This is a genomic window from Streptomyces sp. NBC_01451 (genome assembly GCF_036227485.1).
In the GTDB taxonomy this organism is placed as follows: Bacteria; Actinomycetota; Actinomycetes; order Streptomycetales; family Streptomycetaceae; genus Streptomyces.
Genome location: NZ_CP109479.1, coordinates 5991989 through 6007763, shown reverse-complemented (window position 1 = coordinate 6007763; position 15775 = coordinate 5991989). Strand labels below are relative to the sequence as shown.

Here is a 15775-nt window from a genome sequence, read left to right as displayed (position 1 = left end):
AAGCAAGGAGACCCCCCACGTGAAGTTCACCGACGGCTACTGGCTGCTGCGCGAGGGCGTCACCGCCGCCCACCCGGTCGAGGTCCTCGACGTCACGGACGCCGACGGCACGCTGGAGATCCACGCGCCGACCCAGCCCATCCGCCACCGCGGCGACCTGCTGAAGGGACCGGTCGTGACGATCAGCGCCCACGCCCCGATGCCCGACGTCATCGGCGTCACGTTCACGCACTTCGAGGGCGAGCAGCCGCAGAGCCCCCGCTTCGAGGTGCGGAAGCAGGACCTGACGACCCACACCGAGTACGACGAGGAGCACGCGACCCTGACCTCCGGCACCCTCTCCGTCCGGGTCAGCCGCACCAGCCCCTGGCACGTCGACTTCCTCGCCCACGGCCGCGTCCTCACCAGCAGCGGCCCCAAGGGCATGGGCATCATGCGGGACGCGACGACCGGCGCCCACTATCTGCGCGAGCAGCTGGGGCTGGGGGTCGGGACGAGCGTGTACGGCCTCGGCGAGCGCTTCGGCCCGCTGGTCAAGAACGGCCAGGTCGTCGACATGTGGAACGCCGACGGCGGCACGGCGACCGAACAGGCCTACAAGAACGTCCCGTTCTACCTCACGGACGCGGGCTACGGAGTCTTCGTCGACCACCCCGGCCGGGTCTCCTTCGAGGTCGGCTCGGAGGCGGTGTCACGGGTCCAGTTCAGCGCCGAGACACAGCAGTTGACGTACTACGTCATCCACGGCCCGACCCCCAAGGACATCCTCCGCAAGTACACGGCCCTGACCGGCCGCCCGGCGCTCCCGCCGCCGTGGTCGTTCGGCCTGTGGCTGTCCACGTCCTTCACCACCTCCTACGACGAGGAGACGGTGACGTCCTTCATCGAGGGCATGCGGGAGCGCGAACTCCCGCTGTCCGTCTTCCACTTCGACTGCTTCTGGATGCGCGAGTTCAACTGGTGCGACTTCCGCTGGGACCCGCGGGTGTTCCCCGACCCCGAGGGGATGCTCAAGCGGCTGAAGTCGAAGGGCCTGCACATCAGCGTCTGGATCAACCCGTACATAGCCCAGCGCTCGCCACTCTTCGCGGAGGGCAAGGCACTCGGCCATCTGCTCCGCCGCCCGGACGGCAGTGTGTGGCAGTGGGACCTGTGGCAACCCGGGATGGCCCTGGTCGACTTCACCAGCCCGGCCGCCCGTGACTGGTACGCGGCGAAGCTGGAGGCGCTGCTCGCGCAGGGCGTCGACTGCTTCAAGACCGACTTCGGTGAACGGGTGCCGCTGGACGTGGAGTTCGCCGACGGCTCGGACCCGGAGCGGATGCACAACTACTACACGTACCTCTACAACAGGACCGTCTTCGACGTGCTGCGCAAGCACCGCGGCGAGGGCGAGGCGGTCGTGTTCGCGCGGTCGGCGACGGCCGGGAGCCAGCAGTTCCCGGTGCACTGGGGCGGCGACTGCGAGGCGACCTACGAGTCGATGGCGGAGTCGCTGCGCGGCGGACTGTCCCTCGGGCTCTCCGGGTTCGGCTACTGGAGCCACGACATCGGCGGCTTCGAGGGCACCCCGAGCCCGGCGCTCTTCAAACGCTGGATCGCCTTCGGGCTCCTCTCCTCCCACAGCCGCCTGCACGGCAGTTCCACCTACCGCGTGCCATGGCTCTTCGACGAGGAGGCCGTGGACGTACTGCGGCTGTTCACCCGCCTGAAGCTCCGCCTCATGCCGTACCTGTACGAGGCCGCCCGCACCGCCCACACCGAGGGCGCGCCGATGATGCGGGCGATGGTCCTGGAGTTCCCGGACGACCCCGGATGCGCCCACCTGGAACGGCAGTTCATGCTCGGCCCCGACCTGCTGGTCGCGCCGGTGTTCAGCGACGAGGGCGAGGTCTCCTACTACGTCCCCGAGGGCGAGTGGACCCACTTCCTCACCGGCCGCACGGTCACCGGCCCCCGCTGGACACGGGAGCGCCACGGCTTCGACAGCGTGCCGCTGCTGGTCCGCCCCGGGTCGGTGATCCCGGTGGGCGCGGTGGACGACCGCCCCGACTACGCGTACGCCGACGGGGTCACGCTGCACGCGTACGGCCTGGAACGCGGCGCCCAAGTGACGCTCCCGATAGGCGACTTGACGTTCACGGTCGTCCGCGAGGGCGACACCCTGCGGGCGTCGTGCAGCGACCCCTCGGCCCCCTGGGGACTGGCGGCGGGCAGACGTGAGGTACGGGCGAAGGCGGGCACCGGGTTCCTGACCCTGGAACTGGGAGGCGAGTGATGGTGAAGATCACCGATGTGGCACGGCACGCCGGGGTCTCCCCGAGCACGGTGTCGTACGCGCTGAGCGGCAAACGCCCGATCTCCGAGGAGACCCGGCAGCGCATCGAACGCTCCATCCACGAACTCGGCTACCGCCCCCACGCGGGCGCGAGGGCACTGGCGAGCAGCAGATCCAACGTACTGGCGCTCGTGATTCCCCTGCGGACCGGCATCCACGTCCCGGTCGCGATGCAGTTCGCGGTGTCGGTGGTCACGGCAGCGCGCCGGCACGACCACGACGTCCTGCTCCTCACCCAGGAGGAGGGCGAGGCCGGTCTGCGCCGGGTGGCGGACACGGCACTGGTGGACGCGCTGATCGTGATGGACGTCCAACTCGACGATCCCCGGCTGCCGTTGCTGCGCGCGCTGGACCTGCCGTCGGTCCTGATCGGCTTCCCCTCCGACCCGGCCGGCCTGACCTGCATCGACCTGGACTTCAAGGCGGCGGGCGAGCTGTGCGTGGAGCGGCTCGCCGCCCTGGGGCACCGGGTGATCGCCCTGGTCGGCTCACCGCCCGAGGTGTACGTACGCCGGACCGCGTTCGCCCAGCGCGTGGTCCAGGGGTTCACGGCGGCGGCGGACCGGGGCGGGCTGTCGTCCTCGGTCCACCCCTGCGAGGCATCGCCGGCCGCGGCGAGGGTGGTCGCGGAGCAACTCCTGCGCGAGCACCCGGCGTTGACGGGGGTCGTCGTCCACAACGAAGCGATCCTCGAACCCCTGATCGACGCCTTCGAGCACCTGGGCCTACGGGTCCCCGGCGACCTCTCCGTCACCGCGATCTGCCCGGACGACGTGGCGGAGAACCTGCCCGTCCCGGTCACCTCGGTCGCCATTCCGTCGGCGGAGATCGGGAGGCGTGCCGTGGACCTCCTGATGAAGAAGCTCAACGGCACGGGCCACGCCCCGGAGGCGACACTCCTGCCACCCCGGCTGACGGAACGGGCGAGCACGACGGCGCGGACGACACCGTGAACCCGTAACCCAACAACGGCACAACGCCGTAACTCCGTCAGCCGAGTTGGCCGGTCCAGCCGTGGGAACTACTCCACCGTCACCGACTTGGCGAGGTTCCGGGGCTGGTCCACCTCGTTGCCCCGAGCCGTGGCCAGCTCACAGGCGAAGACCTGCAACGGCACCGTGGCGACGAGCGGCTGAAGCAGAGTCGGTGTGGCCGGGATGCGGATCAGGTGATCGGCGTACGGCACCACCGTCTCGTCCCCCTCCTCCGCGATGACGATGGTCCGCGCACCCCGGGCCCTGATCTCCTGGATGTTGGACACGATCTTGTCGTGGAGGACGGACCGCCCGCGCGGGGAGGGCACGACCACGACGACCGGCACATCCTTCTCGATCAGCGCGATGGGCCCGTGCTTCAGCTCACCGGCGGCGAAGCCCTCGGCGTGCATATAGGCCAGCTCCTTCAGCTTGAGCGCGCCCTCCAGTGCCACCGGATAGCCGACGTGCCGCCCGAGGAACAGCACCGTGTTCTTGTCAGCGAGCGAACGCGCCAGCTCACGTACGGGCTCCATGGTCTCCAGCACCCGCTCGACCTCACCGGAGATGTCCGCCAGGTCCCGCACGACGGCCCGGATCTCGTCGCCCCACTTGGTGCCGCGCACCTGCCCCAGATACAGGGCGACCAGATAACAGGCCACCAGTTGCGTGAGGAACGCCTTGGTCGAGGCGACCGCGACCTCGGGCCCCGCGTGCGTGTACAGCACCGCGTCCGACTCGCGCGGGATCGTCGAGCCGTTGGTGTTGCAGACGGCCAGCACCTTGGCGCCCTGCTCGCGGGCGTGCCGCAGCGCCATGAGGGTGTCCATGGTCTCGCCGGACTGGGAGATGGCGATGACCAGGGTCCGCGAGTCGAGGATGGGATCCCGGTACCTGAACTCGCTCGCCAGCTCGACCTCGCACGGGATGCGCGTCCAGTGCTCGATGGCGTACTTGGCGATGAGCCCGGCATGAAAGGCCGTACCGCACGCCACGACGACGACCTTCTCGACCTCCCGCAGCGCACTCGCGGGAATCCGCACCTCGTCGAGCGTCAGTGACCCGGCCGCGTCGATACGGCCGAGCAGGGTGTCGGCGACGGCCTTGGGCTGCTCGGCGATCTCCTTGAGCATGAAGTAGTCGTAGCCGCCCTTCTCCGCGGCCGACACGTCCCAGTCGACGTGGTACGACCGCGCGTCCCCCGGACCGCCGTCGAAGCCGGTCACCGTGACCCCGTCCCGGCGCAGCTCCACCACCTGGTCCTGGCCCAGCTCGATGGCCGACCGCGTGTGGGCGATGAACGCGGCGACGTCCGAGGCGAGAAAGGCCTCGCCCTCCCCGACGCCCACGACGAGCGGCGAGTTCCGCCGCGCCCCGACGACGACCTCAGGCTCGTCGGCGTGCACGGCGACCAGTGTGAACGCACCCTCCAGCCGCCGGCAGACGAGCCGCATGGCCTCGGCCAGATCGGCACACGCGGAGAACTCCTCGGCGAGCAGATGGGCGACGACCTCGGTGTCGGTCTCGGAGGCGAGTACGTGCCCCCGCTCGGCCAGCTCCGCCCGCAGACAGGCGAAGTTCTCGATGATCCCGTTGTGGACGACGGCGACTCGCCCGGCGTTGTCGAGATGCGGGTGGGCGTTGGCGTCGGTCGGCCCACCGTGGGTGGCCCACCGGGTGTGCCCGATGCCCGTACCGCCGGCCGGCAGCGGCCGTTCGACGAGTTCCTTCTCCAGGTTGACGAGCTTCCCGGCCTTCTTGGCGCCGGCCAGCCCGCCATCGGCCAGCACAGCCACCCCGGCCGAGTCGTACCCCCGGTACTCCAGCCGCTTCAGCCCGGCCATCACGACATCGAGAGCCGACTGCGACCCCACGTAACCCACGATTCCGCACATGTTGCGCAGCCTACGATCGAACCCGCGCCGCGCCCGGGCACCGCGTGCCCGATATCGGAAATTCCCGCCGGGGGTACGTGGACCCCCAGCGGGAACCGGATCAGCTGAGCTTTGCCAGCTGCGCGTCGATGATCTCCGTGGGGTAGTCGAAGTCCTCGCCGGTGATGGCCGAGACGATGTTGATGACCGGAACGTAGGCGACGGTGGCGCCCTTACGGACGACCACGGCCTTCAACTGCGCCTTCGCGCCTTCCCCTGCGTCCACGCTCACCGTCAGGGCGATCGCCTCGTCCGCCCCACCGGGTGCCGTGGTCGTCGCCACTTCCAGGACATCGGTCTTCGAACCGTCCACGGTGTACGAGAACCCGGCGGCGCACTTATCGGCAGCCGTGTTCAGGTCCTTCATCACCTGCTCGGCGCCGCCGTCCTCGTAGGAGGCGAGCGTGATGTAGGCCTGCTCGAAGTCGGAGGCGGCTTTGGACTTCTCCTCGTCACTCGCCCCGTCGGCAGGCTTCTCGGCCTCGCCCTTCCACGCCCGCTTCACCGTGGCCGCCGGCTTACCGACGTAGGTACCGGACTGGAGGTACGCCAGCGGCGCACATCCCGCGCCGTCGAACGTCACCTTGTCCTGCGCGACGTCCTCCTCCGCCGGCACCTTCTCGGTGACGGTCCCGCTCTTGACGTCCGCCTGCACGAGGGCGGCCTTCGTCAGCTCGGCGGCGGTGAGCGCCTTCGCGGCGGTCTGTCCCTCGCCGGCCTTGTCGCCACCGCTACTGGCGGACGCGGCGGGCTCGGCCGGTTCGGGGGAGCTGCCACAGGCGGTGCCGAGAAGCGCGATCGCGGCGACGGAGGCGGCGAGGGCTGTACGGCGGACAGCGGTGGATCTCACGTAGGAAACTCTCTCTTCCAAGGAAACGCCGAAAGCACCACGCAGTCCCCCACGGGCTATTCAGCAAGTGCAATAATCTACGTGAACATTACACTCAGAGAATTACCGGAGCACGCAGAGATGCCAGCCGGTATTCGATCGTGACACCATCGCGACCACCTGGTTCGACGCGAGCCTCGATTGACCCGATTTCCGTAGCTTCCGGGGACATCGAGTCCACGTTCAAGTCAGGGCGATTCCGTACACCAGCCCCCAGAGCGGCTGAATGCCCTGGGGCGATTCACTCGATCCTTCCGGTCCAGCGCGGGTCCTTACCAAGCCATGCCGTGGGGTCGGCAAAGAATCCATCGTCAAAACGGTTCACACTAAATACGACCTCGCTGCCGTCACTCTTGGCGATGGCATACTCGTCGGTAAAGGTCTCGCTCTGTCCGGGGGCAAGTCGGCCGTAGATGCGCTTGGAATCGACCGAGACATAGAGCACCTCGGCCTTGCCGCCGGTCGCTGCACCCTGCACGTGACCACTCATCTTACTGAGGTCGTACGGCTCACTGGTGCCGTTGATGACAGTGAACGTGACACGGAAAGCGATCTTGTCGGCGCCGGGCCGCTCATCCAGCTTCCCGTACCTGGATATGAAACTGATTCCACCGACCTCAACCTTGATGCCGTCGAAAAAGGTGAACGTGTCTCCGACGGCCAGGTCGGTATCCGGCTTGTCGGCCACCGCCGTGCCGCTGTCGGGCGACTCCGAAACAGTACTTGCTGTAGCGCGTTCCGTAGTTCCCTGTTGATTACCACCACCGGCACAAGAGGTGAGCAGGGCCGCGATTATCACGACCGTGAGCGGTACGGTTCTGGCCTACATATGTCCTCTCAGACGCGAGCAATGATCGTGGTGCGCTTCGCCGACTCATGAGCCTTATGAAGCAGGAGAAAGCCGACGCTTCAGATCGGCCAAGTCAGGCAGGCCTTTCCAGGCGTGGTTCGTCAGCCGAGTTTCGCGTCCTGTGCCTCGATCAGGGCAGTCGGAAAGTCGAAGTCGTCGGTGGGTCCGGTGGCAGGGGCCCTGGTCCGACCCAGCAACCGAATACGCGCGGTCAACGATGACTGCCCAGCCAGCGCCTTATCTGAGCGCGGGTGAGTTCATCAACGCGTGGCGCCACGACCATCCATTCTCCATGCCGCAGAAGGGTTTGGGCGTGATGAGGTTCAAGCACGATGCTGAAATCGATAGATGCTTGCCCAACATCGCATCTCAAAATGATGCCGCCATCCAGAGACAGCATGACAAATGAGGGCCGACAGGGGCCGTTTCCCAGAATTCCAGAGGCCGCACCCGCGCCGACAATGTCCCACTCATCCAGCAACTCGACTCGCACCCACCACCACTGATGCGGTCCACTATCGGCAAAATTGACTGCCACCAGAAAACGGCGGTCAACCCCACTGAATAGTCCGGCACGCAGCGCTAGTCGATACCATTCAGAGTTGGCCTCTTCCCGCACCCTTGGATCATCCAAGTCGACCGCTTCCCCGAACGCGCCATCCTCGGTGGTACAACTACTGGCGAACGTTGCCAGAGTCGGCGGAATAAGCGGTTCAGTCGCGTCAACTGTTCCCAGCAGGCGCAATCCAGTCTTGGCAAGCGAAGTCGAGAGAGCAATATCATCCATGATCAAGAATCCTCAACTGCATCACGTAGGGGCCGGCGAAGGTGGTTTTTCTTGCCTTCACCAGTCCCTATTAGCTGCCACTAACTGTCACGAACGACTATGGTCGGGTAGCCCAAGGGTAAGGGATGATCTGATTGTAGTTATGTGACCCATCCCTAGCTCTCCCAACGTAGGCGATGTCCCCATTGCCATTGACAAGAATACGGGCTTGACTGAGCGGGTCGCCATTATCGTAAATGGTTGAGCCTCTCCATCTTTGGGCCGCTCGAGGAGCCCCGTGAGCCCCATACACGTCTGGGCGCCTGTTTCCAGCGGGACCCGTCATTCGCTGCGGGTAGTTCGAGTTCGAGACAACGTCACTCACGAGATCGTGAATATCCTGCGGGGTCTCGTAGTAAGCCTTATTCGCCGCGCTCCTGGCGGCAACAGCCTCCGGCGAGTAGTTCTCGTCAGGAGTCCATTCGCTTCCGCCACAGTTGTGAACGAGGACCGGCTTAGCCCCCGCCAGCACATAGTACGTGTGCAGGTCACTAACGGTGAGATTATGGACAGTGGCCTGCTGAACCGTCCAGCGTTCGATCGCCGCGACTTGAACATAAGCGCCGACGTCGGTCCGCAGCCACTCGCCCGACTTCAAGTCCGTGGCCTTGACCCACTCCCCCAACGCCGGAACCCAAATCGGATGCCCGTCGGTAGCAGTCACCGAGGCAACAGCGTCGCCCTCGTCACCATCAACGTCGATGGTGACCTTGACGAGGTGCTTGACGCCCTCGCCCTCGATCTCGGCCGTGACCGTCTCCACCGCCGTCTCGCCGGTCTCCGGGTCGGTGGCCAGCACCTTGTCGCCGTTGGTGACGTCCTCGATGGGCTTGGTCGTGCCGTCGGCCATCAGTACGAGCGTGCCGGGGACAAAGCTGTTGCTCGTCTTGCAGCCGCCGCCCAGCTTGGCCCTGGCCTTCTGGTAGCCGGTCCTGACCGTCTCGCCGGCCTTGGCGACCGCCTTCTTCGCCTTCTGGACCGCGTTGCCGGTCTTCTTCGCCGCGGCCTTCGCCGCTCTGGTCTTGGCCTGTTGGGCCGCCTTCTTGATCTGCGCGGCGCGTGCGGCGGCCTTCCGCTTGGCCTCCTTGGCCTTACGGGCCAGTTCGCGCGCCTTCTCCGCCGCCGCGAGCAGCTTGCGGGCCCGTTCCTTGGCCTTCTGCCACGTCTGGTACGCGCCGATGACCCTGTTGATGGTTTTGGCCAGCGACTTCATCTTGCTGAACGCGCCCCCGAGGAGACTCAGAGCGGCCCAGGCACACGCCCCCGCATCGCCACGGGTCACACACGCCACCGCGTCGTCCAGCCCCAGCAGCGAGATCACCCAGGCACCCGCATTGGCCCGGACGAAGTCCGCGATGGACATGCCCAGTTGACCACTGGCCCACGCCAGGTCTGACGCCGACGGCCCCCCGTACCCGGTCAGGTCCTCGCTCCCGCCGCCGCCCCCTCCCCCGTCCGCCTTCGACATCAGGCCGGACGGATCCGAGTACGTGACCGGATTGTTCTCGCAGTACACGTACCCGTTCAACTGCACCGGATCGGCCAGGTCCAACACCGGGTCCGCGGAAATGAACCGTCCGGTCGACGGGTCGTACTCCCGCGCCCCCAGATGCACCAGCCCACTCGCCGCATCGTCATCGCCGCCGATGTAACCCTGGTGCGAACGCCACTGGTTGGACTCCGTACCGCGCCGCACACCGAACGGATCCGCTCGCGAGAAGGCCACCTCGTTGCCCTCCGCCAGTGACACATCCGCGTACGCCGTGCCGTTCTGGTCGGTTATCTGAGCGTGCAGCGTCGACGTGGAGCCGATGCCCTGCGCATGTCGCATCACTGTCGGGGCGCCCGGCTGGGCGTAGTAGCGCTCCGTGTACGCGGCGCCCCCGCTCGCCGTCCTCGCCACCGTCGTGTCGCCCAGGTAGAGGACGTTCTCCGCCGCACTCAACGCCAGCAACCGCTCGCCGCCGGGGCCGTAGACGTACGTCGTCTCGTTCGCCGGTGCCCAGGTCTGGGCCTGGCCGTCCGTGTCGCAGGTGTACAGCTGGAGGTCCGTGCCCGACGCCGAGTTGGAGGACGGGACGTCCAGGCACTTGCCGGACGAGGCGTGCTTGAGCTTGTGGCCCGCCGAGATCGTCGTCCACTGCTGGCCGGCGCTGCCGTCGCAGGTCGCGAGCACCGCCGCCGTGCCGTTCGCCGCAGCACCCCCGGACGGCACCACGCACTTGCCCAGCACCTTCAACGCGCCCGTCGACGAATCCGAGGAGCCCGCGTCCGCGTCGATACGGAACTTCTGCGCCTTCGTGCCGTTGCAGTCGTACAACTGGACCGGCGTGCCCGCCGCCGTCGCACCGGACTGCACGTCCAGGCACTTGCCCGCCAGGCCCACCCACGCCCCGGACCCGTTCTCGCCGAAGCCGGTGACCTTCTCGACCTGGCCGTCCCACGTCCAGGACAGCGCCTGCTCGTCGCCCCCGTACGTGCGGGTCTCCGTGTTGCCCGTCTCGTCGTAAGTCAGCGTCGCCGCCTCGGTGATCTCCGGACTCGAGCCCACCGTGTGCGACATGCCGGTCAGCGTGTGCGGCTGGGAGCCGTCCGCCTTGCCGTACGCGTACGTCGTCGTCGCGGTCTTGGTCGCGTCACCGGCAGGGTCGTACTCCACCAGTTTCTCGCGGTTGCCGGCCGCGTCGTACTCGTACTTCTTGTGGTAGCCGTCGGCCCGTGCGCCCGCCGTCACCGCGGTCGGGGTACCGTCCGTCGCCGTGGCGCAGGCCGCGTCACTCGCCGTCCACGCCCGCGTTAGCTGGCCGATCACGTCGTACGAGTAGCACTGCCGGTCCGTCACCGCGTCGACGGTGTCCTCGATCCTCGTGACGTTGCCCGCGTTGTCATACGCGTACGTACGGTTGTTGACGCGGTGGTCCAACACGCCCGTCGTGTCGGTGATCGATTCCCGGTCCACGATCGAACGGGTCAGTTCCCCCGTGCTCTCGTCGAACAGGTTCGTCGTCCACACCCGGTTCGGCATCTCGCCGGTGACCGAGCGCAGGACCTCGCCGTACGGGCTGTAGTCGGTCTCCGCCGTGTACCAGTCCAGGCCGGACGTGGAGACCGGCAGGCCGTCCGCGTTGTAGCGGGTGACGACCTTCTCCTCCTCCAGCGTGCCCGCCTTCGGCAGGGTCACCGAGGTGAGCTGGCCCATGCGCGAGTACTCGTACGTGTACGCGTACACACCGAGCAGACCGGCCCGCTCCGCCACCAGCGGCGGCAACGTGAGCCGCGTGCCCTTGGGCTGGTAGTCATCGGTGTAACCCAACACCTCTGTGGTGTACAGCAGGTTGTCGGTGTAGCGGGTGGACTTCGAGGGCAGTCCGGCGGCCCCGACGATCCCGTCGTAGACGGTCTCGGCCAGCTTCGTTCCGGTGGCGGAGGTCAAGCGCTGCTCGGTCGGGCGCGACAACTCGTCGTAGCCCGTCCACACCTTCACGCCACGGGCGTCGGTCGTCGTCACCGGGCGGTCCAGGACGTCGTACGTGGTCGAGGTCGTGCCGGTGTCCGGGTCCGTCGCCGTGAGCTGGCGGCCCCGGGCGTCGTACGTCCACGACCAGGTGTTGCCCTGGCTGTCGGTCGCGCCGATCTGGTCGCCGCGTGCGTCAAACTCGTACTCCGTGGCGCGGTAGGCCGAGCGCAGGGCGTCGGTGAAGGTGTCGACACGGACCGTGCGGCCGAGTGCGTCGCTGTAACTGCGCTGCGCTGCGGCGCCGGTCGGCTCGATGACCGTGGAGTAGTCGTAGCCGTACTCGTAGCGTGTGGACTTCGCGGGCTTGGTGCTGCCCGCCTCGTACGGGGTCTCCGACAGGGTCCGGCCCAAGCCGTCGTACGCGTACAGCGTGGAGTTGGGGACGCGGAAGTCCGATTCGACCTCGAACATCACCGTCTTCGGGTCGTCCGGCGCGTAGTAGGCGTTGTCCGTGCGCTCGATCGTGCCGTTCGCGCTGTAGTGGGTGTCGGTGATGAGGCGGCCCTTGCCGACCGCCGGCTCCTGCCGCTGTCGCTCGCGTCCCAGGCCGTCGTAGAAGACCACCGAATCGTCGTACGTGCCACGGTCGTTGAGCGCGGAGGTGACCACGGATACCGGCTCCCCGGCCGTGGTGTTGTACGCGAACCTCACCAACGGGTTGGCGGAGGTCGTCTGCGTCGCGTCGCTCCAGCCGGCCGTCGTGCGGCCCAGCGCGTCGTAGGCGAACGCGCTGTAGTGGCCGTTGGTGTCGGTCTCCTTCAGGGAGGTGCCACGGGCCGGGTCGACGGCCGTCGTCTCCTCATGGCCGAGTTCGTTGGTCATCGTGACCGCGTACACCTGGCCCGTCTCGGGCGTGTAGGTGGTCGTGTCGGTGTTGCCCAAGGCGTCGGTGGTGGTCTCCACGCGGCCGAAACCGTCGTAGGTGAGCGTGCCGCGTCGGCTCCAGGCGCCGCTCCCGCCGATGTCCCAGGTGGTGGTCGCGAGACCCTCGGTCGGGGTGTCGGCGTACTCGCCGTCGTCGTAGGCGACACGTGAGCCGGCGATCAGGTCGGCGTCGGTCACCGTGGCCGCGGCGGCGCAGAAGCCCGGGGTGGTCCGCGACTGCTGGGGCAGGCCGATCAGCCAGTCGGTGGTGTTGTGGACGTACGACGACACCGTGCACGACTCGTCGCCCGACCGGCCTGTGTCGCCTTCGGACTCCACCTGCACAGGCAGGCCGTAGCCGTCGTACGTGGTCGTCGACCTGACGGTCCGCCACTCACGCTTGTCGTCGCCGGTCTTGGACGACCGGGTCACCGTATCGTCCCGGTCGTCCAGGACCCGGTAGGCCCTGAGCGGCGGGATACCGCCGTCGCGGGTACGGGTGGCGAGCACCGTGTGCTTGGGGCGGTCGACGGAGCGCGTCACCAGGTCGCCGCCGTACTTCGTGTACGTCATCGTCTCCGCGACACGGCCGGCGTACGGCAGCCTGTCGGCGGCGATCAGCTCGTCGGCGTAGTCCTTCACGTCGACCGAGCGGGTCGTACCGTCCGGCAGCGGGTCGCCGTCCATTCCACGGAAGTAGCGGGTCTCGGTCATCGACCGCTGGGTGCCGAGGTACTGCTCGGAGTTGTCCGCGCCGCCGATCGTGCGGACGACGGAGAAACCGCGCCACTGGTCGTAGGTGCGGGTCTTCTTCTTGGAGAACTCCGCCTGGTTCAGGGCCCAGGCGCCACCGCCCTCGTACTTGTAGCTGGTCGTCATCGTCGGGACGCCCGTCATGGCGGGCAGTTCCTGGACGTTGTCGACGACGTACTTGTTGAACCAGTCGATGTTCTCGTCGGCCTTGTCCGGGTCAGGATGCCAGTACGCCGGGAAGCACAGCCCGGTGTTCTCCTCGGGCTTGGGGAAGCCGCTGCCGGAGGCGCACTCGTCGACGGGTTCGGAGTAGTCGACGAGGGTCTCGCCGCCGTACTCGCTCACGATCCGTTCGATGCGCAGCCGGTCGAAAGTGGGGGCGGGGTCGTTCGCACCCTCCTTGACCCGGTTGGGCATGGCCTCCGTGTTGGCGACGAACGTCACCGGGCGCAGCGGGAGGGACTTGCCGTCGGCACCGAAGCCCGTGCGGGTGATGGACTCCAGCCACAGAGCGGTGCCCTCGTCGGTGCGCTCGGCGGGCAGCGACTGCTGGAGAGTCCAGGAGTCGACCTTGGACAGCCCGGTCGAGCCCTGGGTGCGCTGGGCGGAGGTGGTGACCTGTGCCAGGCGCTGCCGCGACCAGAACGTGGGCACCGGTACGAAGCACTCCTTGCCGGTGTCGCCGGAGCAGTACAGGTCGGCCGGGGTGTCGTACCAGATGTGGGTCTTGTCCCAGTCGCCGGAGGTGAAGTTGTCCTCGGTGCAGGCGATGCCGTCCTCGGTGAAGCAGCGCTCGTCGAGCGTGAAGGCGACGCGGGCGATCGGGTCTGCGGAGAACAGGGTGTCCTCGCGCTGGCCGTAGTCGATGCGAAGGAGCTGACCGTCGCGGTCGTACTCGACCGGCTCCTTGAACTTCAGGTTCTTCGCGTAGTGGTTGCTGTACTTCTTCCACCACAGGGTCATGGCGTTGCCATGGGGGTCCACGACGTAGTCGAGGTTCCAGCGCCAGGCCTGGTCGCAGAAGGAGTCGGCGAACTTCGTGGCGTGGCAGGGCTCGCCGGGCTGGTTGCCGGCCACCGGCACGGTCAGTACGGAGTTGGTGACCTCGGTGGCACTGGACGTCAGCTTGTGCTTGCCGAAGTAGTACTGGGTGCCGTCTCGGGTGGTGACCTTCCAGTACTCGCCGTCCTCGTCGCCGTTGCCTAGCGCGGTGTTCGTGAGCAGCTCGACGCGCGAGCCGTCACCGTTGGCGGTGACCCACTGGTCGGTGGTGTTCTCGTCGAGGTCGGCGTCGGGGGTGTTGTCCTTGACCAGCTCGGTGGTGGTGCCGCCGAGGGTGAGGGTGGCGTTGTCGGAGCCCCAGCACAGGTCACTGGTCTTGCGGTTGGCGTTGTTGGCGTCGTCGTCGAGGTCGTCGCGGCACGTCCGGTAGGTGCGGGTGACCGAGCCCGGGTTGTACTCCCAGCCGTCGCCGATCCAGGAGGCCTGGTTGTTCGTGGCGGACGTACGGCCGTCGACGACCTGCGAGTTGTAGCCGAAGACGATGCTGGGCGAAGGTCCGTTGGGGACGGTCGGAGCCTGGAGGCCGTACGTGTAACTGAAGGAGCCCGAGCTGTTGCCGGCCGCCCAGGAACCCGCGCTGACCAGCGGGGTCGCGGAGAAGTCACCCTTGGCGCCGCTGCCGGAGGAGGTGGCGGCGAAAACGGAGGCGTCGGACTCCTCGGCGACGGTACGCACTCCCGCGCCGGTCCCGGTCTTCCGGTACACGCCGTCGGTGATCACGCCCTCGTCGTCCGTGGCGGCGGCCGTGCTCGCGCCCGTCGAAGTGGCGGTCGTGTCGGTGAGTTCGGCGACGTCGATGACGGCCTCGACGCGCCGGACGCCGTCCAGGACACCGTCACCGGTGACGTCGGTGGTCGCGGGTTCGATGACGTTCCGGGTGTCGACCTCGGTCGGCTCGGAGCAGCCCTCGGTGTCCGGGGTGGTCAGGAAGCACGCGGGGAACCTGACGAACTGCAGCCGGTCCGCCCAGTCGGCGCCGTACAGCTCGGCGAACTGGGTGTAGTCCAGGGCGACGACCGCGTCGCCGGTGGCGGTGTCGGGCGGGTCCACCCGGAAGACGAGGCCGCTGATGTCACGGTCGCCCAGGGTGGTGTCGTCGAGGAGAGTGGCCTGCCAGGCACCCTCCAGTGCCTGTGCCTGGGTGGGGGTGGCGTCGTCGGGGGCGCCGACCTCGATGGGGAGAGTGCCTACGGGGACGGTCTCGCCGGCGGTCAGGCCGGACACGGTCTCGGTTTCGGTGTCGGCGGCCGGCTCGGCGACCTTGGTCGGCTCGTAGTCCGGCTCGGCCTGGACAGCGCCGGTGGTCAGGTCGGCGAGGGCACCGCCGTCCTCACCCTTCGTCTCCTCGGCGACGGGCAGGTCGACCAGCTCGACGCCGTTGCGGTCGTCGTCGGGCGGCGGTACGGCGGAGGCGCTTCCGGTCAGCGTGCCGACCGTCAGGGCCACGAGCAGCGCGAGGATCACGCCGATCCGCATTCTCAGACGTCTGCGCAAAAGCGATCCCCACACGACGCCGCAGCCCCCCAGCTCGATCCGGTCCAGAGGCCGGATCTTCTGCCACTCATTCACATTCCGTCAATCGCCTCAAGGAAGAGGTGATTTACCTCACTCATACCACCCCTTTAACTTCACTAAATCCACCAACAAGCCATAAAAGGAGCGATCCACAGGAAAATGTACCGATCGTTCTGGTAAATTAATCTGATTCATGACGATTCGTCACACCCGTGTCATCAGGGCCTTCTCCGACGCCGCCCCGCTCCACCCA

Annotated in this window: 7 protein-coding genes; 2 read left to right on the top strand and 5 right to left on the bottom strand. The window is 67.5% G+C overall.

Annotated features, from left to right (window positions below):
• The first annotated feature begins 19 nt into the window (after positions 1-19).
• Together yicI and OG595_RS26360 are read left to right on the top strand one after the other, a co-directional pair.
• Positions 20-2278, top strand: a complete 2259-nt coding sequence (yicI, locus tag OG595_RS26365; RefSeq protein WP_329276164.1) for an alpha-xylosidase — start codon at positions 20-22, stop codon at positions 2276-2278.
• On the top strand, positions 2278-3291 hold the full coding sequence (locus OG595_RS26360) for a LacI family DNA-binding transcriptional regulator (protein WP_329276162.1): 1014 nt from the start codon (positions 2278-2280) through the stop codon (positions 3289-3291). Before yicI ends, OG595_RS26360 begins: the two co-directional genes overlap by 1 nt.
• Positions 3292-3359: 68 nt before the next feature.
• Here OG595_RS26360 and glmS read toward each other — a convergent pair whose 3' ends face one another.
• The 5 genes from glmS to OG595_RS26335 form a co-directional block, all read right to left on the bottom strand.
• Positions 3360-5207 carry a glutamine--fructose-6-phosphate transaminase (isomerizing) gene (gene glmS, locus OG595_RS26355; RefSeq protein ID WP_329276161.1) on the bottom strand — a complete coding sequence of 616 codons (1848 nt, stop codon included), beginning with the start codon at positions 5205-5207 and terminating at the stop codon, positions 3360-3362.
• Between the two features lie 100 nt (positions 5208-5307).
• Positions 5308-6096 (bottom strand): hypothetical protein, encoded by a 789-nt coding sequence (locus OG595_RS26350; RefSeq protein ID WP_329276158.1) that lies wholly within the window; start codon positions 6094-6096, stop codon positions 5308-5310.
• 280 nt (positions 6097-6376) lie between these two features.
• On the bottom strand, positions 6377-6934 hold the full coding sequence (locus OG595_RS26345; protein ID WP_329276157.1) for a hypothetical protein: 558 nt from the start codon (positions 6932-6934) through the stop codon (positions 6377-6379).
• Between the two features lie 262 nt (positions 6935-7196).
• Positions 7197-7772, bottom strand: a complete 576-nt coding sequence (locus tag OG595_RS26340; protein ID WP_329276155.1) for a hypothetical protein — start codon at positions 7770-7772, stop codon at positions 7197-7199.
• Between the two features lie 97 nt (positions 7773-7869).
• Positions 7870-15501, bottom strand: coding sequence for a ricin-type beta-trefoil lectin domain protein (locus tag OG595_RS26335; RefSeq protein ID WP_329276153.1), 7632 nt, complete (start codon positions 15499-15501; stop codon positions 7870-7872).
• Positions 15502-15775 lie beyond the last annotated feature (274 nt).

Excerpts from the sequence above, each read along its gene's own strand:
- OG595_RS26360 (WP_329276162.1), top strand. The coding sequence starts at position 2,278 with ATGGTGAAGATCACCGATGTGGCACGGCACGCCGGGGTCTCCCCGAGC.
- glmS (WP_329276161.1), bottom strand. The coding sequence starts at position 5,207 with ATGTGCGGAATCGTGGGTTACGTGGGGTCGCAGTCGGCTCTCGATGTC.
- OG595_RS26340 (WP_329276155.1), bottom strand. The coding sequence starts at position 7,772 with ATGGATGATATTGCTCTCTCGACTTCGCTTGCCAAGACTGGATTGCGC.